18 protein-coding genes and 1 other RNA gene are annotated in these 18,395 nt (G+C 62.7%); 5 read left to right on the top strand and 14 right to left on the bottom strand.

Annotated elements, in window-relative coordinates; genetic code table 11:
• Positions 1-2: 2 nt before the first annotated feature.
• The gene (fmt, locus tag N8A98_RS06045; RefSeq protein ID WP_262171899.1) at positions 3-923 is read right to left on the bottom strand and encodes a methionyl-tRNA formyltransferase; all 921 of its coding nucleotides are present in this window, start codon (positions 921-923) and stop codon (positions 3-5) included.
• 180 nt (positions 924-1,103) lie between these two features.
• On the bottom strand, positions 1,104-1,619 hold the full coding sequence (def, locus tag N8A98_RS06040) for a peptide deformylase (RefSeq protein ID WP_262169946.1): 516 nt from the start codon (positions 1,617-1,619) through the stop codon (positions 1,104-1,106).
• Positions 1,620-1,741: 122 nt separating this feature from the next.
• Here def and N8A98_RS06035 point away from each other — a divergent pair, with 122 nt between their 5' ends.
• From N8A98_RS06035 to N8A98_RS06025, 3 genes are all read left to right on the top strand, one after another.
• On the top strand, positions 1,742-2,119 hold the full coding sequence (locus N8A98_RS06035; protein WP_262169944.1) for a GFA family protein: 378 nt from the start codon (positions 1,742-1,744) through the stop codon (positions 2,117-2,119).
• A 44-nt stretch (positions 2,120-2,163) separates the two neighbouring features.
• A complete protein-coding gene (locus N8A98_RS06030; RefSeq protein ID WP_262169943.1) occupies positions 2,164-3,576 on the top strand; it encodes a DNA recombination protein RmuC in 1,413 nt (470 codons plus the stop codon).
• 79 nt (positions 3,577-3,655) lie between these two features.
• Positions 3,656-4,150 (top strand): hypothetical protein, encoded by a 495-nt coding sequence (locus N8A98_RS06025; RefSeq protein WP_262169941.1) that lies wholly within the window; start codon positions 3,656-3,658, stop codon positions 4,148-4,150.
• A 79-nt stretch (positions 4,151-4,229) separates the two neighbouring features.
• Here the strand turns inward: N8A98_RS06025 and recR are convergent, their stop codons facing one another.
• From recR to N8A98_RS05995, 6 genes are all read right to left on the bottom strand, one after another.
• Positions 4,230-4,826 carry a recombination mediator RecR gene (recR, locus tag N8A98_RS06020; protein ID WP_262169940.1) on the bottom strand — a complete coding sequence of 199 codons (597 nt, stop codon included), beginning with the start codon at positions 4,824-4,826 and terminating at the stop codon, positions 4,230-4,232.
• A gap of 186 nt (positions 4,827-5,012) precedes the next feature.
• Complete coding sequence (locus N8A98_RS06015; protein ID WP_262169939.1) at positions 5,013-5,336, bottom strand: YbaB/EbfC family nucleoid-associated protein; 324 nt, start codon at positions 5,334-5,336, stop codon at positions 5,013-5,015.
• Positions 5,333-7,105, bottom strand: coding sequence for a DNA polymerase III subunit gamma/tau (locus N8A98_RS06010; protein WP_262169938.1), 1,773 nt, complete (start codon positions 7,103-7,105; stop codon positions 5,333-5,335). The genes N8A98_RS06015 and N8A98_RS06010 overlap by 4 nt, the downstream gene beginning before the upstream one ends.
• 121 nt (positions 7,106-7,226) lie before the next feature.
• Positions 7,227-7,322, bottom strand: an RNA gene (ffs, locus tag N8A98_RS06005) — signal recognition particle sRNA small type.
• A 39-nt stretch (positions 7,323-7,361) separates the two neighbouring features.
• Complete coding sequence (locus tag N8A98_RS06000; RefSeq protein ID WP_262169937.1) at positions 7,362-8,216, bottom strand: DUF817 domain-containing protein; 855 nt, start codon at positions 8,214-8,216, stop codon at positions 7,362-7,364.
• A gap of 88 nt (positions 8,217-8,304) precedes the next feature.
• Complete coding sequence (locus N8A98_RS05995) at positions 8,305-9,609, bottom strand: phytase (protein WP_262169935.1); 1,305 nt, start codon at positions 9,607-9,609, stop codon at positions 8,305-8,307.
• Positions 9,610-9,770: 161 nt separating this feature from the next.
• Between N8A98_RS05995 and N8A98_RS05990 the strand changes: the two genes are divergently transcribed.
• Both N8A98_RS05990 and sthA read left to right on the top strand, forming a co-directional pair.
• A complete protein-coding gene (locus tag N8A98_RS05990) occupies positions 9,771-10,631 on the top strand; it encodes an LOG family protein (RefSeq protein WP_262169934.1) in 861 nt (286 codons plus the stop codon).
• A 103-nt stretch (positions 10,632-10,734) separates the two neighbouring features.
• Positions 10,735-12,153: a Si-specific NAD(P)(+) transhydrogenase gene (gene sthA, locus N8A98_RS05985; protein WP_262169933.1), complete on the top strand. Its 1,419-nt coding sequence runs from the start codon at positions 10,735-10,737 to the stop codon at positions 12,151-12,153.
• A gap of 15 nt (positions 12,154-12,168) precedes the next feature.
• Here the strand turns inward: sthA and N8A98_RS05980 are convergent, their stop codons facing one another.
• From N8A98_RS05980 to N8A98_RS05955, 6 genes are all read right to left on the bottom strand, one after another.
• Positions 12,169-12,990, bottom strand: a complete 822-nt coding sequence (locus N8A98_RS05980) for a substrate-binding periplasmic protein (RefSeq protein ID WP_262169932.1) — start codon at positions 12,988-12,990, stop codon at positions 12,169-12,171.
• A gap of 112 nt (positions 12,991-13,102) precedes the next feature.
• Positions 13,103-14,866 (bottom strand): pyrroloquinoline quinone-dependent dehydrogenase, encoded by a 1,764-nt coding sequence (locus tag N8A98_RS05975; RefSeq protein ID WP_262169930.1) that lies wholly within the window; start codon positions 14,864-14,866, stop codon positions 13,103-13,105.
• A gap of 50 nt (positions 14,867-14,916) precedes the next feature.
• On the bottom strand, positions 14,917-15,546 hold the full coding sequence (locus tag N8A98_RS05970) for a c-type cytochrome (RefSeq protein WP_162740336.1): 630 nt from the start codon (positions 15,544-15,546) through the stop codon (positions 14,917-14,919).
• Positions 15,547-15,738: 192 nt separating this feature from the next.
• On the bottom strand, positions 15,739-16,560 hold the full coding sequence (locus tag N8A98_RS05965; protein WP_262169928.1) for a substrate-binding periplasmic protein: 822 nt from the start codon (positions 16,558-16,560) through the stop codon (positions 15,739-15,741).
• Positions 16,557-17,369: an ABC transporter permease gene (locus N8A98_RS05960; protein WP_262169926.1), complete on the bottom strand. Its 813-nt coding sequence runs from the start codon at positions 17,367-17,369 to the stop codon at positions 16,557-16,559. The genes N8A98_RS05965 and N8A98_RS05960 overlap by 4 nt, the downstream gene beginning before the upstream one ends.
• The gene (locus N8A98_RS05955; protein WP_262169924.1) at positions 17,366-18,340 is read right to left on the bottom strand and encodes an ABC transporter ATP-binding protein; all 975 of its coding nucleotides are present in this window, start codon (positions 18,338-18,340) and stop codon (positions 17,366-17,368) included. Before N8A98_RS05955 ends, N8A98_RS05960 begins: the two co-directional genes overlap by 4 nt.
• Positions 18,341-18,395 lie beyond the last annotated feature (55 nt).

Raw genomic sequence — 18,395 nt, 5'->3', positions numbered from 1 at the left:
GGCTACTGGACGATCCCCGGCATGGTCCCAATGCCGCGCAGGAACGTCGCCGTATCCATGGCCGACTTACCCTCGCGCTGCACCTGCACCAGCCGCACCGCGCCATTGCCACAGGCAATGGTCAAATCCCCCAGCACCGTCCCCGGCGCGCCGGAGCCCTCCGCCAGGCTCGAGCGCAACACCTTGACCCGCACCGGCTTGCCGCCCAATTCCACCTCGAACCAGGCCCCCGGAAACGGCGAGAGCCCACGAATATGGTTGTGCACCTCATCCGCCGGCCACGACCAGTCGATCCGGCTTTCGGCCTTTTCGATCTTTTTGGCGTAGGTCACGCCATCCTCAGGCTGCGGCTTGAAGTCCAGGCTCCCCCGCTCCAGCGCCGCCAACGCGCGGCCCATCAGGTCCGCGCCCACCCGCATCATCTGGTCATGCAATTCGCCCGCAGTCATGTCCGGCCCAATGGCAATGACCTCGCCCAGAGCGACTGCGCCGGTATCGAGCCCTTCGTCCATCTGCATCACCATGATGCCGGTTTGCGCGTCGCCCGCCATCACCGCCCGCTGGATCGGCGCTGCGCCCCGCCAGCGCGGCAAGAGCGAACCATGTAGGTTAAGACACCCCATGCGCGGCGCCTCAAGGATCGCCTTGGGCAGCAGCAGCCCATAGGCCACGACAATGGCAACATCGGCATCATGCAGCGCAAACACGCCCTGCTCGTCCAGCCCCTTGAGGGACTTCGGCGTAAACACCGGAATGCCGAACCCTTCGGCTGCCTCATGCACAGGCGACTTGCGCTCAGCCTGCCCGCGTCCCGCCGGCTTGGGTGCCCGCGTATAGACCGCCACTACTTCATGGCCCGACGAGACGATTTCGGTCAGCGTGGGCACGGAAAATTCGGGCGTACCCATGAATACGACGCGCATAGTCACTCGCTTTCTTCCTTCTCCCCTTGAGGGAGAAGGTGCCCCGTAGGGGCGGATGAGGGGTCAGCGACGCTAGGGCAGGGCAGAGACGTCAGAAAGAACCCCTCACCCGTCTGGCGCTGCGCGCCATCCACCCTCTCCCTCAAGGGGCGAGGGTTGACGACTGATGGGGCAGAAGACCTACCCAGCCATCCGCTTGGCAGCCTTGTCGAACTTCTTGATCACCCGATCGCGCTTCAGCCGGCTCAGATAATCGATATAGAGCACGCCATCGAGGTGATCGAGTTCATGCTGGATGCACACTGCAAGCTTGCCCTCGGCATCCTTGGTGACTTCCTTGCCATCCAGATCGGTATATTTCACCGTCACCGCATTGGGCCGCTCCACCTCGTAGAACAGCTCGGGAATGCTGAGGCACCCTTCCTCGGTCACCTGCATTTCCTCGCCAAACTTGGTGATTTCGGGATTGATCAGCACCATCGGATCAGGAGCCTCCCCTTCAGGGGCCAGATCGATCACCACGATGCGCTTCATCACCCCGATCTGGGGTGCAGCCAAGCCAATGCCCGGCGCGTCATACATGGTGTCGAGCATGTCCTTGGCCAGCGTCTTGATCTCGTCATCGACCTCGATGATGGGGTCGGCAACGGCGCGCAGGCGCGCATCGGGAATGACAAGAATGGGGCGGATAGCCATGGGTGAATGTCCAGCGAAACAGGATTTGCCTTTCGATATGGTATTTTCCGCCCCTGGGTCAACTCCGGAGCGGAACCGCACTGCGCCAAGCCCGTTGCCGATGCAGTTACAGGAGAGCGCCGATGAACCCGATTTATGCCGGCGGCTGCCGCTGCGGGGCCGTTCGCTATCAGCTCGAAGGCGAACCCGATGTGGTCGGGCTCTGCCACTGCGCCGATTGCCGGCGCGAAACTGGCAGCTCGTTTCTGGCCTATGCCGATTGGCCGCGGCAGCGATTTTCCACTACCGGCGCCTATGCCACCTATGAAGGCCGCAGCTTTTGCCCCCAGTGCGGTGCGCCGGTCTTTCATCTGTCCGACGACCGTGCCGAAATCGTGCTGGGCTCCCTCGACGCCGTGCCCAGCCCGTTTGTGCCCTCCCGCGAAGGTTGGATCATCCGCCGCGAGCATTGGCTGACCGCCCTGCCGGGCGCCGGTCAATTCCCCCGGGACCCCTCCTGAGCTGGAACATTCCGCGAACGCGCGAATCGCGGTACAAGAGGGGCATGGATAATGTGCTTTTTCTTGTCGGCGATTTTCCCGTGACCCAGGCGCAGGCCGCCATCGGCGCGGTCATTGTGCTGGCGTTGCTGCTCGTGGTGGTGCTGGTTGCCGTCATGCGGGCCAGTGCGCAGCGCGCGTCCGAAGCCGCCGGTCAACTCGCCGAGCAGTTGCGCACAAGCTTTCTCGACCAGCTGGCCGATCGCGATGCCCGCATCCAGGCGCTCGACCATCAGGTGCGCGTCGAGCGCGAGCGAGGCGTCGACCTGCTCGATAGGGAACGCGAGAAAACTGCCGAATTATTGACCGAAGTGTCCGCCCTGCGTGCCCGCATGGCCGAGCAGGCCAAGCAAGCCGAAGCCAATCTCGCGCGCTTTCTCGAAGCCCGTCAACAGATGACCGACGAGTTCAAGTCCATCGCCGGCGACGTGCTCAAGACCCATAGCGAGACCTTTTCCAAGCAGAACCGCGAGCAGGTCGATGTGCTGCTCAAGCCGCTCAATGACAAGATCGTCGAGTTCCAGAGCAATATGATCAAGGATCGCTCCGCCATGGGCGAGCAGATCCGCCAGCTCTACGAAAGCAATATCCAGATCACCACCGAGGCCAACAATCTCACCCGCGCCCTCAAGGGCAATGCGCAGTCGCAGGGCGCCTGGGGCGAGATGATCCTCTCGACGATTCTCGAACGCTCCGGCTTGCGCGAAGGCGAGCAATTCGTCACCCAGCAGAGCCACACCGCCGAAGACGGCTCGCGCGTCCGCACCGATGTCGAAGTGCTGATGCCCAATAATGATCGGCTGGTCATCGATTCCAAGGTCTCGCTGACCGCCTTCGAGGCCTATACATCAAGCGAGGACGAAACCCGCCAGCAGCACTTGCAGGCCCATATCACCTCGATCCGCACCCATATCCGCACTCTGGGCGAGAAGACCTATCAGCGCCACGCGCAGTCCAAGATGGACTTCGTGATGATGTTCGTGCCCATCGAATCCGCTTTGGCCACGGCCATGCAGGCCGATCCGCAATTGGTGGAATTCGGCATGAGCCGGGGCGTCATGCTGACCACGCCCACGACGCTGATGACCGTGTTGCGCACCGTGCGCAATGTATGGGACATCGAAAAGCGCCACCAGAATGCCGAGGAAATCGCCTCCCGCGCCGGCAGCCTTTACGACAAGGTCGTGGGGTTCCTGGCCACCATGGACAAGATGGGCACCCATATCGACCGCGCCCAGCAGAGCTTTGCTGATGCCAAGGGGCAATTGTCTGGCAAGGGCAGCGTCGTGCGACAGGTGGAAATGCTGCGCGAATTGGGCGCCAAATCCAGCAAGCAGCTCCCCGCCGGCTGGGATGGCGGTTCCGAGGATGTCCGCGTGCTGCGTCTTGTCGGCGAGGAGCCCGGCGACCTCTCCTGACTTTATCGCATTTCTGTCGAACCTCTGGCGGCGCCCCGCGTTATTCAGCCACGCAAGCTGTTCAACATGGGAGACGATAATGGCTCAGCATCACGACCATCACGGCACCATGGTGCCGCAACAGACCAATTTCGATAATGCCGATCAGCCCGGCATCGCCCAGCCTTACAGCCAGAGCGAAATCGAAGATCTGCTCTATGGCGATGACCGTCCGGCCATGGAGCGGCTGGCGCGCTTACGCGAATTGCGCGAGGAAACGAGCATTCGCGAAAGCGGCGACTGGGGCGATCAGGACCCGGCGGCCATGCTGGACGAGCTCGATCGCGCCATCGATGAATTGAGCGCCACGATCGCCAATGCCGACGACACCAATGACTTTGCCGATCTCGATGCCCCGCTCGACCGCGATCCCGACGGCCGCCTTGACATGCTTTCCCCAGACGACGAGGAAGGCCGCCAGGCCATTGAAGGCGATCCGGAAGAAGAATTCTTCGAAGAGGATGACCTTGGCCCCATCGAGGAAACCCCTTGGGATGGCAGCGACGAATTCCACCCGGAAAAGGACCTGCACTAGGACGGCGCACAGCGGGCCAGAGGCACCGTTCGCGTCCGGCCACGGACTTCTCAGACCCCTCCCTTCGGGGGAGGGGCACCTAAATCTCGGTTCGCGCCTTGAGCGCCTGGCTTAGCGTGCCTTCATCGAGATAATCCAGCTCTCCGCCCACCGGTACGCCGTGAGCGAGGCGCGTGACTTTGGCACCAGCTCCGGCCAGCCTATCGGTGATGTAATGCGCCGTGGTCTGCCCCTCGACAGTCGCATTGACCGCCAGCACGATCTCGCGGAATTCCGCTGCCCGCGCCAGCAGCGCCTCAATCGTCAGGTCTTCCGGCCCCACGCCGTCAAGTGGCGACAATACGCCGCCAAGTACGTGATACTTGACCGCCCCAACGCCGGCTCGTTCCAGCGCCCACAGGTCAGCCACATCCTCGACCACGATCAACATGCCGCTCTCATTGCGACGCGGATCGGCACAGATCGAGCAGGGGCTGACCGTATCGACATTGCCGCACACTTCGCAGCTGCGCACGGCAATTACCGCGCGGTCCAGCGCCGCCGAGAGCGGGATCATCAGCTGTTCTTTTTTCTTGATCAGCTGCAACACAGCCCGCCGCGCCGAGCGCGGCCCCAACCCGGGCAACCGCGCCAGCAGCTGGATCAATTGTTCAATCTCGGGTCCGCCGGAAGCCATTCCACTCATTCCTTGCCACGACCTCATCCTTCGACAAGCTCAGGATGAGGTCTACTGTGAATACGGCTCCGCGCGTAGACCTCATGGTGAGCCCGTCGAACCACGAGGTCGTGGCGCTATGCCGTCCAACCACTAGGCCTCCCCTCAAGGGGAGAACGAAGAACGCGCAGACAAAAGCCCAAAATTCTAAAACGGAAACTTCATGCCCGGCGGGATCGGCAGCCCCGATGTCACTTCCGCCATGCGCTGCTGCATCTCGGCTTCGCTCTTGGTCTTGGCGTCGGCATGCGCGGCCACGATCAAATCCTCAAGCACCTCGACATCATCTTCCTTGAAGAGGCTCGGATCGATTTTGACGCCGCGCAGGTCGCCCTTGCCCGACAGCGAAACCACCACCAGCCCGCCGCCCGAGCGGCCTTCCACCACGAGATTGGCGAGGTCGGCCTGCATGGCCTCCATCTTGCCTTTCATCTCGCTGGCGGCCTTCATCATGCCCATAATGTCTTTCATTCGTCGTCCTCTTCTGGTGGGGGCGGTGGCACGTCAGGCGCCGCTGCGGCGGCCTCTTCGCGCACGGTCACATTGACCACCTTGGCCCCAGGAAATGTCTCGAGAATGGCTTTGACCAGTGGGTCTTCATGGGCCGCGGCATGCGCGGCCTCGACCTTTTTGGCCTGTTCCTGCTTGAGGGTCAGCCCCTCCGGCGGCTTGCTCGAAACGGTGATCAGCCAGCGCTCGCCGGTCCAGGCCTGCAGCCGCGCCGAAAGCGTGGCGATAATGCCGGGGTCGGCGCCATCGGCCAACGCCACCTCGATCCGCCCCTGCTCGAACGAAACCGGCCGCATCGAGCCTTCCAGCGCCATGCGCACGATAATGTCGCGCTTGGCGCCCGCCAGCGCGATCAAATCCTTGTAGCTGCCCACGCTGGCCAGAGCCGGCGCGGCGATGGGCCTGGGTGCCACTTGCGGCTGCAACGAAGCCTGCGGCTGCCCCGGCTGCGGCGCCACCGCTTCCGTCCGCACAATCTGCGGCGCTTCCACCCGCAGGGCATTGGAGCCGCCCGATGGCCCACGTGGCATCATGCCATTGCCCTGCGGCAGGGCAGGGGCCGGCGCCGGCTGGTTGGCCAGCTTGGCGATCAATTCATCGGGGCTGGGCAGGTCGGCAGCATAGGCCAACCGGATCAGCGCCATTTCGGCGGCCTGCAAGCCATTATTGGCCCGCGCCACCTCATCATGCCCCTTGAACAAGATCTGCCAGGCACGCGTCAGCGCCCGCATCGAGAGCTTGCCGGCAAATTCGGCCCCGCGCACCCGCTCGTCGGGCGTCAGCGACATATCCTCGGCCGCCGCCGGCACCACTTTGATGCGGGTCACCAAATGGGTGAAATCAGCCAGATCGGCAATCAGCGTCTGCGGATCGGCGCCCATGTCATAGAGCGCTCGCATGGTCTCGATGGCCTCGCCAATGCGCCCACCCAAAACCTCTTCGAACAGATCAATGATCCGCGCTCGGTCACCCAGCCCCAGCATGGCCTTGACGGTTGCTGCCGTCACGGTGCCATTGCCATGGGCGATGGCCTGATCGAGCAGGCTTAGATTATCGCGCGCCGAGCCTTCGCCGGCCCGCACGATCATCGCCAAAGCCTCGGGCTCAAACCCGATGCCTTCCTGCGCCAGGATCGATTCGAGATAGCTTGACATGATTTCGGGCGTGATGCGCCTGAGATCAAACCGCTGGCAGCGGCTCAAAATCGTCACCGGCACCTTGCGGATTTCGGTGGTGGCGAAAATGAATTTCACATAGGGCGGCGGCTCTTCCAGCGTCTTCAGCAGCCCGTTAAAGGCGGCTGTGGAGAGCATGTGCACCTCGTCGATCACATAGACCTTATAGGGTGCCGAGGCCGGGGCGTATTTCACCGAGTCGATGATTTCGCGGATGTCGTTGATGCCGGTATTGCTCGCGGCGTCCATCTCGATGACGTCGACATGCCGTCCCTCGATAATGGCGCGGCAATGCTCTCCCTCCACGCTCAGATCAAGCGTAGGGTGGGGCCCGCTGGCATCTTCATAATTGAACGCCCGCGCCAGAATGCGCGCCGTCGTGGTTTTGCCCACGCCGCGAACGCCGGTCAGGATAAAGGCGTGGTGAATGCGGTTTTGTGCAAAGGCATTGCCCAGCGTCTGCACCATGGCGTCCTGGCCGACCAGGGTGGTGAAGTCACGCGGGCGATATTTGCGGGCGAGGACGAGATAGGGCGATGTCGCAGCGTCAGCCATCGTGCCCTTCCGCATCGGTTGAGTGGAATCTGCCTGAAGCCATTTGGCCATCATAGGCATGGCAGCGTTTCCAGCAAAAGTGCATACCGGCTTTACCGAACCGAACGCCACAGGAAAACACAGTAGGAGGCTGGCAACGACCCGTGAAGGTCTCGTTGGGGCTGCTTCCTTCCGGACCTGACCCGGTTGGCGAGGAACACGTCCGCGCCAACCTCCCGCCCGCTATATGCGAATAAAATGTGCCCTTGGCAAGGCCTCAGCTGTTCTGTTGATAGGCTTTGGGTGGATGCACCAACGTCACCAGCACCACAGAGATCAGCATTAGAAGATACCACGAGCCCAGCTTGCTCCAGCTGACCAGCGACCAGCCATCCGCCTGGTCGGGATAGATCCAGGCGCGCGACCAGGTGCCGATATTTTCCCCGATCCAGATGAATAGCGCGACCAGCAGGAACGCCAGCAGCATGGGCATGCGGTGGCGGAAGCGGAAGACCCGGTAATGCATGGAACTGCGGAAATAGAGCAGGGCCACGGCCGCGAACAGCACCCAACGCAAATCGACAATGAAGTGGTGTGAAAAGAAATTGATATAAATGGCCATCCCCAGCAGCACGGTCGCCCAGACTGGCGGATAGTGCGAAAACCGGATGTCGAAAATCCGCTGGATGCGCGCCATGTAGGAGCCGACACAGGCATACATGAAGCCCGAAAACAGCGGCACGCCACCGATCCGGAACAGCGCCTCCTCGGGATAAATCCACGATCCGGCCGCCGTCTTGAACAGCTCCATGCCAGTTCCCACCACGTGGAAAATCAGGATCACCTTGGCTTCGCTCGGTGTTTCGAGCCGAAACACCAGCATGCCAAGCTGGATCAGCAGCGCCGCCAAAAACCAGAAGTCGTAACGCGCCAGCCCGACCTCTGGCCACCACAGCCGAGTGACGAGGATCATCCCCAGCATCAGCCCGCCAAACAGACACGCCCAAGCCTGTTTCAGTCCGAAGACCAGAAATTCCACCGCCCCATCGGTCAGCCGCCCACGCGGCAGCCGCGCCAGCACCGCATGCGCCGCCGCGTCGATGCGCGCTTCCAAACTCGTAAACTGGCCCAAGCTCTCCGCCCCTGCTCCCACAGCAGGCTTATGACCCATCAAAGCGCGCGCAATTGTGGCCGGGCGAGCATGTCGCGCCCGGCGGTGCCTACTTCCGCGGATCGAACGCCGCCGGGGTCACCACCAGCGGCGGGGTAAAGCTGTTGGCGATCTCAGCCCAGTCGACAAATTTGAAATTGCTCGAGGCAACTTCGCCATCCAGCCCATTGAGGTCGCCGGCATAGCCGTCCTGGGTGACGAACAGCCCATTCTCGAACCCCGGCAGGCTCACCGAGGTCACGTCGGCGCCGTCGCTTTCCTGCACCGCATCCATTGCGCCCGCCGCCGCGACCCGGAACGAGCCGAGCAGTTCGAGCGTGTCGCCGATGGCAAAGGCCGCAAAGCTGTCGTCATAGGGTGCGTCGGCCACCCCGCCTTCGCCATGCGCGCCGCCCTGGCTCGAGGCCAGCAGATATTTGACGCCGTCGGCGCCGTAATAGATCGTCAGCCCTTCGACATCGCGCGAAATGACGCTATCGGGATTGTTGAACGGGCTCTTGGTTGAGCCGCGCGTGGCATAGACCAGTTTGGGTTCGCCCCCGCTGACCGGCACCTGCCAGATGCCCACATCTTCCTGACCCGCATAGATCACGCCTGTCGTCCGGTCGATCACACTGCCTTCGAATTGCGGGCTGAAATCGAGCAAGACATCGTCGTCATTCTCGCTGAACAGGTCCTGCCCGTTCTGCGTCGCCGGGGCGCGGAAATCATGATCCAGTTCGGCATGCACGCCATCGGCGGTCGCCACCAGCTTGAACACGCCAACCGTGGGCTGATGCCGCTGCGTACCCACGACCCACACTGTGCCACTGGCCGTGTCATGCCACGCCGCCAGGCCATAGACGGTGTTCTGGTCATCCACCGGATTGTCTTCGGTTTCTGTCGCGTCCGGCAGGTAACGCGTCGGGAAAGCCCGCGCCGCTGCCGGATCGGTAATCTCGCTCAGCGGCTCGGTCGCGTCTGCATCGATGCGATAGACGCGAATGATATCGAGCCCGCGATCGGCCCCCACAATGATATCGGCCTTGCTGCCATCGGCCAGCGCAAAGCCATAGACCACGTCAACATTGTTGATCCGCCCATCCTCGGCCGGCAGCAACGTCTGCTTGAGCGTGCCATCGAGCTCATAAACCCTTATGCCGCCATTCTTGACCGCCGTGACCACCAGGCTTCGCGCCGGATCGGTGGGATGCACATAGATGGCCGGATCATCCGCATCGGCGTCGGCATCCGCTTCGGTCAGCACGGGCGTCTGCAATACCGGGGTAACCTCGGCAATACTCCAGTCGGCCGCCATTGCGGGCATTATTGTTAGCAGCGAAACGGTACACAGCAATGCGCTCAGCGTCTTCATAGCAATCTCCATGGCGCCATCGCGCCGCTGGACGGCAGTCATGGTCCGGCAATGTTACGGGCCGATGACAAGTCCGTGCGCCGCCAGCTTGCGCTTTACCGCCATGGCCGGGCGGGGTAATCCGGGTCCCATCGAATCGGACTGCACCTGCCGGAGCTCCTATGGCCAAACGCCGCCCCACCCCCTTGCGCACATCCGAGCAGGACGTTGCCGCCTCCAAGCGGGCCCCGCAGACGCCGCAGACCCAGTCCCCGGCCTTCCGCCTCGCCTTTGCCGATGATGATTTCCTCACCTCCGAGGATACCCGCGGCATCCGTTTCCAGCTCGAATATCAAAAAACCGAACACCGCCTGCGCGAACACGGCATCAATTCGACAGTTGTGCTGTTCGGCGGCGCCCGCATTCCCGAGCCCGGCAAGCCGGCCTGGGCCGCCAAGAACGAGACGCAGAAGAAAAATCTCGAACTCGCCTCCCGCTATTATGACGAAGCCCGCCGCTTCGCCCAATTGGCGGCCATGACCTCCAATAGCCTGGATGACAAGGAATTCGTCGTGGTCACCGGCGGCGGTCCCGGCGTCATGGAGGCGGGCAATCGCGGCGCGGCGGACCTGGGCGCGCAATCGATCGGGCTCAATATCGTGCTGCCGCACGAGCAGGCGCCCAATCTTTTCGTCACGCCGGAGCTCAGCTTCAATTTCCACTATTTCGCCACCCGCAAAATCCACTTCCTGTTGCGCGCCAAGGTCGTGGCTATTTTCCCCGGCGGCTTTGGCACGCTCGATGAGTTCTTTGAAACCCTCACGCTGATCCAGACCGGCCGCATGGAGCGCATTCCGCTGCTGCTGTTCGGCGCCGAATTCTGGGGCAAGGTGATCAATTTTGAGGCGCTGGCCGAAGCCGGCACCATCGCCCCCACCGATCCGGACTTGTTCACTGTGGTCGACACCGCCCAGCAGGGCTGGGACGTGGTGCGCGCCTTCTATGAATTGCCCGATCTGGGCCCGCCGCCGGGTTGGAAGTAATCCAAGCATCCCTGCTCTGCCCACCCCGCCATTGCCACTGCCGCAATCGCAGTGTCACACTCCTCCGCTAGGGCAGACCAACACACCAAATCGGGGCAGGGGCTTGGAGCACTATAATCTCGTCGTCATCGGCAGCGGACCGGCCGGGCGCCGCGCCGCCATTCAGGCGGCCAAGCTGGGCAAATCCGTGCTGGTGGTGGAAAACCGCCTCCGCCTGGGCGGCGTGTCCGTCCATACCGGCACCATCCCCTCCAAGACCCTGCGCGAAACCGTGCTCAATCTGTCCGGTTGGCGCGAGCGCGGCTTTTATGGCCTCGCCTATCGCGTCAAGAAGGATATCGAGGGCAAGGACCTCGGCGCCCGCCTGCGCATGACGCTCGACTACGAAATCGAAGTGCTCGAGCATCAATTCGCCCGCAATGGCGTGCGCACTTTCGGCGGCATGGCCAGGTTCACCGATGCCAACCACATCACGGTCATCGACCACGCCGGGGAGGATCACGCCTTCAGCTTTGATTTCGCTGTCATCGCGGTGGGCACAGCACCCTACCGGCCGGCCAATATCCCCTTCAACGATCATTCGGTGCTCGATAGCGATAGCCTGGTCACCGAGCCGCGCGTGCCGCGCAGCCTTACCGTGGTGGGCGCCGGCGTCATCGGCATGGAATATGCCACCATTTTCTCGGCGCTGGACGTGCCCGTCACGCTGATCGAGCCCAAGGAAAACTATCTCGATTTCATCGACCGCGAGATCATCGAGGAATTCACCCACGATTTGCGCAAGCGCGGCATGACCATTCGCCTGGGCGCCAAGGTCGATCGCGTCGAGCTGGATGAACAGGGCTGGGCCATTGCCATCCTCACCGACGGCCGCCGCGTCCGCTCCGACATGCTGCTCTATGCCGCCGGCCGGGTCGGCGCCACGGCCAATCTGGGGCTGGACGCCTGTGGCGTCGTTCCTGATGACCGCGGCCGCCTCAAGGTCGATCCGGCGACCTTCCAGACGCAGATTCCCAATATCTATGCCGCTGGCGATGTCATCGGCTTTCCCTCGCTTGCGTCCACTTCCATGGAGCAGGGCCGGATCGCGGCGCTGCACGCCTTCGGTGCCGCCATGCCGCCCGCGCCGCAGTTTTTCCCCTATGGCATTTATGCCGTGCCCGAAATTTCCACCATCGGGCTCACCGAACAGCAGGTCCGCGCCGCCGGCACGCCGTACGAATGTGGCGTCGCCCGCTTCCGCGAAACCTCGCGCGGCCACATTATGGGTCTGCAGTCGGGCATGATGAAAATGATCTTCGCGCTCGACACCCGCAAATTGCTCGGCGTCCATATTGTGGGTGAGGGCGCGACCGAGCTGATCCATATCGGCCAGGCCGTGCTCAACCTGGGCGGCACGCTCGATTATTTTGTCGAGAATACCTTCAATTATCCCACTCTGGCTGAGGCCTATAAGATTGCCGCGCTCGATGCCTGGAACCGCATGCCGCGGACCACGCCGATTGCACCACTCGCCGAATAGGTCTCCGCTGCAGGCCTATTCGCCGGCATGCCCGGTATAGCCGTATTTTTCCAGGAACCCGGCAATAGTCCCATCGGCGACCAGCGCATCGATGGCCTGATCGACCTGGCTGCGCAGGAAGCTGTTGCGGCTCGACACCAGCGCCCCGACACGCACTTCGGCAGCGGGAATGGGGTCATTGGCGATGACACGCAGGGCGGCGGCGTCAGGGCGCTGTTGCAACAGCCGCGCCAGTGCGGGCTGCCACAGCACCATGCCGGCAATGGTGCCGTCGAGCACGCGCGTCGTCATCAGGTCGAAATTGGCATAGGGATAGCGCACCCAGCGCTCGGCCTCAGGCTGTTGCTGCGCCCAGGTGATGTAGTTCATCTCGCCCAGGCTCGCCATGGCGGTGCCCAGCTTGCGATCCTTGGGAATGTCGCCCAGCTTCTGCCAATCGGGGTCAGCGACGACGAAGACGAAGGGAATGGTGGCATAGGGCCGGGTCAGCGCGAAGGCGTCCGACACCGGAGAATTGGTCGAAACCGAAACGCCCATGAACATGTCGCAGGTATTGTTCATGGCCAGCGTCAGTTCATCGAGAAAGCCATCGCCATTGAGCGGGAAGCCGCCAAAACCTTCCACGACATTGACCTCGAGGAACAGCGCATCGCCAATCGCCTTGGCGACGTCTTCGTCAAAGGCGCGGCCCAGGCTCGTGATATCGAAGCACACATTGATGGCGTCGCCGGCCAGCCGCCGCGAATTGTCCATCTCTTCGGGCGGAATGCCGGAAGACTGCGCATAGACGCCACCGGCCATGAGCAGGGCCAGACCCAGGGTGAGATAACGAAGCATCGAATTCTCCTTGGTCGCCTGGCGGTCCAAGGAAGGCCGGCGTCCCGTCACGAATGGCGCTGCAGCGCCTAGAAAGACGAAAGGGGCCGAAGCCCCTTTCTTTGCTTGATTTTTAGCTTGCGGCCTTTGGCAGCTTGAACACGAAGACCGAGTTGCCCGAACCGGTGGGCAGCGGGATTTCCGGGAAGGCCGAGGAAATCGAGCTGGCCGAGTTGGAATAGCCGGTGGGAACCGCCAGATACTGCTCGCCGTCGATTTCGTAGGTCATCGGATAGCCACCGATCGGCGCATTGAGGCGCTGCGACCAGACCACGTCACCAGTTTCCTGGTCCCATGCCTTGACTTCGCGGGCAGCGTCGCCGCCGAACACCAGGCCGCCAGCCGTGGCCAGAACCGAGCTGGTCATGGATGGACGCTCACGCGCCTGCCACTTGGAATCGCCCTGGGTGGGATTGATGCTGAGAGCCTGCAGCAAGCCGGCATCGGTGATGCCTTCGGGCAGCACGCGCGGACCGAACTTGACGGCGCCTACGGCGTTACCGGCCGTGAATTCAGTCTGGGTCGGAGCAACGGTGTTGCAGGCTTCGGTCAGGGGTACGAAGTAAGCCTGGGTCAGCGGGCTATAGGCGCCGGCCTGCCAGAGCTTGCCACCCGAAACCGAGGCGCAAACCAGGTGTTCTTCGCCCACAGCCTTGGAGATCAGGTCTTCGTTGATGTGAACGGTGCCGTTCGGGTCGATGCCGGTGACTACGTTCTGGACGACCGTGTCCTTGGACCACAGATACTTGCCGGTGTCGCGATCGAGGCCGAAAGCGATGCCGTTCTTGCCGGCTGCGGTGATCAGCAGCTTGTGCGTCTGGCCGTCGACTTCCTGGTCGACCAGGATACGCTCGAACGGGCTGTCCAGATCCCAGTTATCGCGCGGCAGGTGCTGGTAGTACCACTTCAGCTTGCCCGTCTCGACGTCGAGCGCCAGGGTCGAATTGGTATAGAGCACCGAGCCGTCGCCCGAACCACGGATGAGTTCGGAATACGGGCCGGGCATGCCGATGCCCCAGAACGTGGTCTTGGTTTCCGGATCATAAGCGCCGGTGGTCCAAGGCGTGCCGCCCCAACGGTTTTCAGCGGGAACGCCGCCCCAGCTGTCCTGCTGGGCCTGGTTGTTGGGATCGTCGATCGTGTTGAAGCGCCACAGCTCGTCGCCGGTATTCACGTCATGGGCAAAGATGTAGCAGCCGCCAGCGGTGCCGGCGATCGAGCAGCCGGAAATGGCGGTGATGATCTTGCCATCGGCAATCAGCGGGCCAACGGTGTAGCTATAGCCCAGATTGTAGTCGATGACCTGCTTTTCCCAGGCAACCTTGCCGTCGGCGGCATTGAGCACAACGATCTTGGCGTCAGCCGTGGTCAGGATCACCTTGTCCTGGTACAGCGCGATCGAGTTCTTCTGGCGGCGGGCCTGGTTGATCTGGTAGCTCCACGAGGTGGGGAGCTGGGGCAGAACATGGCGATATTGCCAGATCAAGTCGCCCGTCTTGGCGTCGAGCGCCTCGACGATATTGTTGTTGGTCTGCAGGAACATGACGCCGTCATGCACCAGCGGAGCGGTTTCCTGAATGCCGGCTTCGGCCATCGGCCAGGCCCAGGCGAGCTGCAGCTTGCCGACCGTGTCCTTGTTGATCAGGTCGAGCGGGCTATAGCCCTGGTTGTTATAGGCGCCGCGGAACATCAGCCAGTCTTCGGCCGGCGGATTGGCCAGCATCTCGTCGGTGACTGGAACATAATCCGCCTTGACGCCCTGCGCATGCGCAGGGGCGGACAGCGCGATAAACGCGGTCGTTGCCACCAGCAGAGACTTCATCAGATCGATTTTCATCGATACCTCCATATGTCAGCGCGCTTCACGCACGCCTTAGTTGACTGTTGTTAATTGCCGGCCGTGGGCAGCGTCTTGCCCCAGGTGTAAGCTTGCGGGACAGTCGGCGCAGCGGCGTCGGCCGTGGGAGCCATGTCGGCGGGCGCGAGGCCGCCGGGGAGCTGCTTGCCCCAGGTAAAGGCCTGCGGCACGGCAGGAGCAGCAGCGGCGTCCGCGGGCGCAGCGGCCCCACCGGCGTCGGCTGCGGCAGCGGCCATGCTGGCAGCGCCGGCGGCCGTTTCGGTCGCGAGCGAAACTTCGTACATCGCGTCACCGGTTGCGAGCGGGGTATCACCCGGCGCGGCGCCGTTGAACTGCATGATATAGGCGACGATGTTGACATAAGTCTCTTCGCCGAGCAGGCCCGGCGCGGATGGGGGCATGGCGACCGAAATGAAGTCGTAAAGCCCGCCGGCAGTATCCCAATTCTGCATCACGTCACGCCCGGCAAGGCCCGGAGCATCGGGCCCTTCGAGCTGGAAGCCGTGGCATTGGGCGCAGTTGGAATCGAATGCAGTCTTACCGGCGGTGGCTTGTTCGGCGGTGAAGCCGGCAGCCATGGCCGAACCAGCGCTCAACACGCTGGCGGCAAGTGCAAACAAGGCGACGGGGGCGGTGATCCGCTTGGATCTGAAAGGCACGGTACCCTCCCAATGAGTTGTAAAGCACAATGCGAAAAGGCGTTAGCCTTCAGTCGGTTAACGCTGGGGTTCATTGTGATGCGCCACCGTTACACATGCGGCACGAAAGCACAATGACACTTTGGTCAAATCCGTCCACTGCAGGGCGGTTTCGTGGCCATATTTAGGCGCTTAAAGTGCTATGCGTGAACATTATTCCGCGGCGGAAGCTATCGTCCCGCCCAGTCCGTAACGCTCTTCCAGGGCGGTCAAAGCACCGGTTTTCGCTAGGTTGTCCAACGCGTTGGCGACCGCCCGCTTGAGCGTCTGATCACCCTTCCACAGGCCAAGCGCCATTCGATAATGTGGAAAGATGCTTTCGGGTAACCAGAACAATCCGAACGTATTTTCTTTCAAATCGATCGTTCCCGCAACGAATCGCTCCGTGATGGCGGCGTCGATGGCGCCGCTTTCGAGCGAGGACTGGAGTTGGGCCGGGCTGCGCAGCAATTGGGCGCGCAGGCCTTGCTGCCGTAGCCAGGTCGATAGCGCGAGGCGATCGAGGCCGGACGTGCCGGGCAATACGCCGACAGCGCTGCCCGAGGCAGGCATGGCGCCATTGGCCGAGATGCCGACCCAGCCGGTTTCGGCATCGGTGGGAATGGTCTGCAGGAACCCGCGCGTCTGCGCTGTATCGGCCACCCCACCCGCGACAAGATCGCATTGCGCCCGGGTGAGGAACCAGTTGCGCGGATTGAAATCCTGCCCGATGGCTGGCAGCGTGTTGAGCGTCAACCTAAGGCCCAACTCCCCAGCAATGGCCGCCACCAGTTCAGCATCGTAACCGGGCTCGGCCGGATTGCCGGTGATCAGCGGGGGATAGCTTGCCGGCACGCAAACCTTGAGCACACCCGCTTTTTGCCTGTCGGCCAGCGAAGTGTCGGGCGGCAGGAAGCTGATGGCGGTGAGCAGAGCCGCGATGAAGGCGATATTGAGCCCGGCCTGCAGCCAGCGATGCGGGCGCTTGGCGGTCATGAGCGGCCGAAATCGATCAGCGCCATGATGAAGAACACCACGGCCATGGTGCAGATGACAGCGGGGCCATAGATGGCGGGGAACTGGTTGAAGCCGATGACAACGCCACGCAGGGCATCGACCGCATAGGTGATCGGATTGATCTGCACCAGGAACACCAGCCATTCGGGGTAGGCGGTGGCGGTCTGGGTGCGGGTCAGCGCTGGATCGAGCGGGAACACCGAGGATGAGGTGAAATACAGCGGCAGAATGATGGTGTTGGAGAAAACGCCAAAGCCTTCAAAGCTGCGCACCCGGGCGGCGAGCACCACGCCGAAACAGGTGAGGCCAAAGGCCAGAACGAACATGAGGCCAAGCGCCATGGCCATTTGTTCCAGGCTCAGCGTGACATCGGCAAAGCGGGCCAGGATCAGCACGAGCCCACCATGGATCATGGCGACGGTGCTGCCGCCCAGCACCTTGCCGAGAAGGATCAGCGCGCGGGGCATGGGGGAGACCAACACTTCGCGCAGGAACCCGAATTCACGATCCCAGATCACCGAAACGGCAAACTGGATCGAGGTATACATGATGTTGAGCACGATGACGGCGGGGAAGAGGAACTGCAGATAGGTATAGGGGATGACGTAGCGCACCTCCCCATAGACCTCGCCACGAAAATAGGGATTGAGGCCGACGCCCAGAATCAGCAGCCAGATCAATGGCCGGCTGACGCCGCCGATCATCTGGCCGCGGTCGCGGGTGGCGCGCATGATTTCGCGCAGCCAGACGCCATAGACGCCGCGCATGAGAATGATGGGACTGCTCATCGGCGGCCTCCGCGCTTGCCGGCGGCCTTTTCGGCATCGCGCTGGCCATCGGCCCGGTCGCGCAATTCGCGGCCGGTGAGGGAGAGGAAGACGCTTTCAAGCGTCGGTTCCTGAAAGCGGACTTCGGACAGGCTGTCGCGGAATTCGGCAAGAAAAGCGTCGGTGACGGCATTCTCGTCGGCGGGGAGGGCCAGGCTATGGCTGCCCAGTGGCTGGGCATTTGGATAGCGCGCGAGGATTGCTGCCGTGGCGGCGGCGTCGCGGGGCAGGATATGCAGCCAGCGCGTGCCATACTGTGCCTTGAGGTCGTCGGGCGGCGCCTGGGCAATGATCTTGCCGTGGTCGATGATGCAGACCATGTCGGCGCTTTCGACTTCTTCGATGTAATGGGTGGTGGTGAGCACCGTCAGTTCGCGCTCGCGGCGGAGCTGGTCCAGATATTGCCAGATGCGCTGGCGCGTCTGCGCGTCGAGGCCCACCGTAGGCTCGTCGAGAAAGAGGATTTCGGGCTCGTGCAGCAAAGCGCGGGCGATTTCGAGGCGCCGGCGCATGCCGCCGGAAAAGCTGCGCACGATCTCGTCGCGCCAGTCTTCGAGTTCCACCAAAGCCAGTACGGCGGCGCTGCGCTCCCGGCGGACTTTTGGCGCAAGGCCATAGACCAGGCCATGGAATTCGAGATTTTCCCAGGCGCTGAGGCGGTCATCGAGGCTTGAATCCTGGAACACGACGCCAATGGAGCGGCGGGCCTTGGTCGGCTGGCGCACGACATCGGCCCCCGCGACCACGGCGCGGCCGCCATCGGGGCGGCGCAGGGTGCACAGGATGTTGACCAGCGTGGTTTTGCCTGCGCCATTGGGGCCGAGCAGGGCGAAGCTGGAGCCCCGCGGAATGGTGAGGCTGACGCCATCAAGCGCGGCTTTGGTGCCATAGGTGGCGCGCACATCTTCGACAGTGACGGCGGCGGAGGTCATGGCAGGCACTTTCGCGTTGGTCGCGGATGGATTTGCTTTATCTGAACCGCCGCGC

It is taken from the genome of Devosia neptuniae (genome assembly GCF_025452235.1).
Classification (GTDB): domain Bacteria; phylum Pseudomonadota; class Alphaproteobacteria; order Rhizobiales; family Devosiaceae; genus Devosia.
This window is presented reverse-complemented; position numbering and strand designations above follow the sequence as displayed.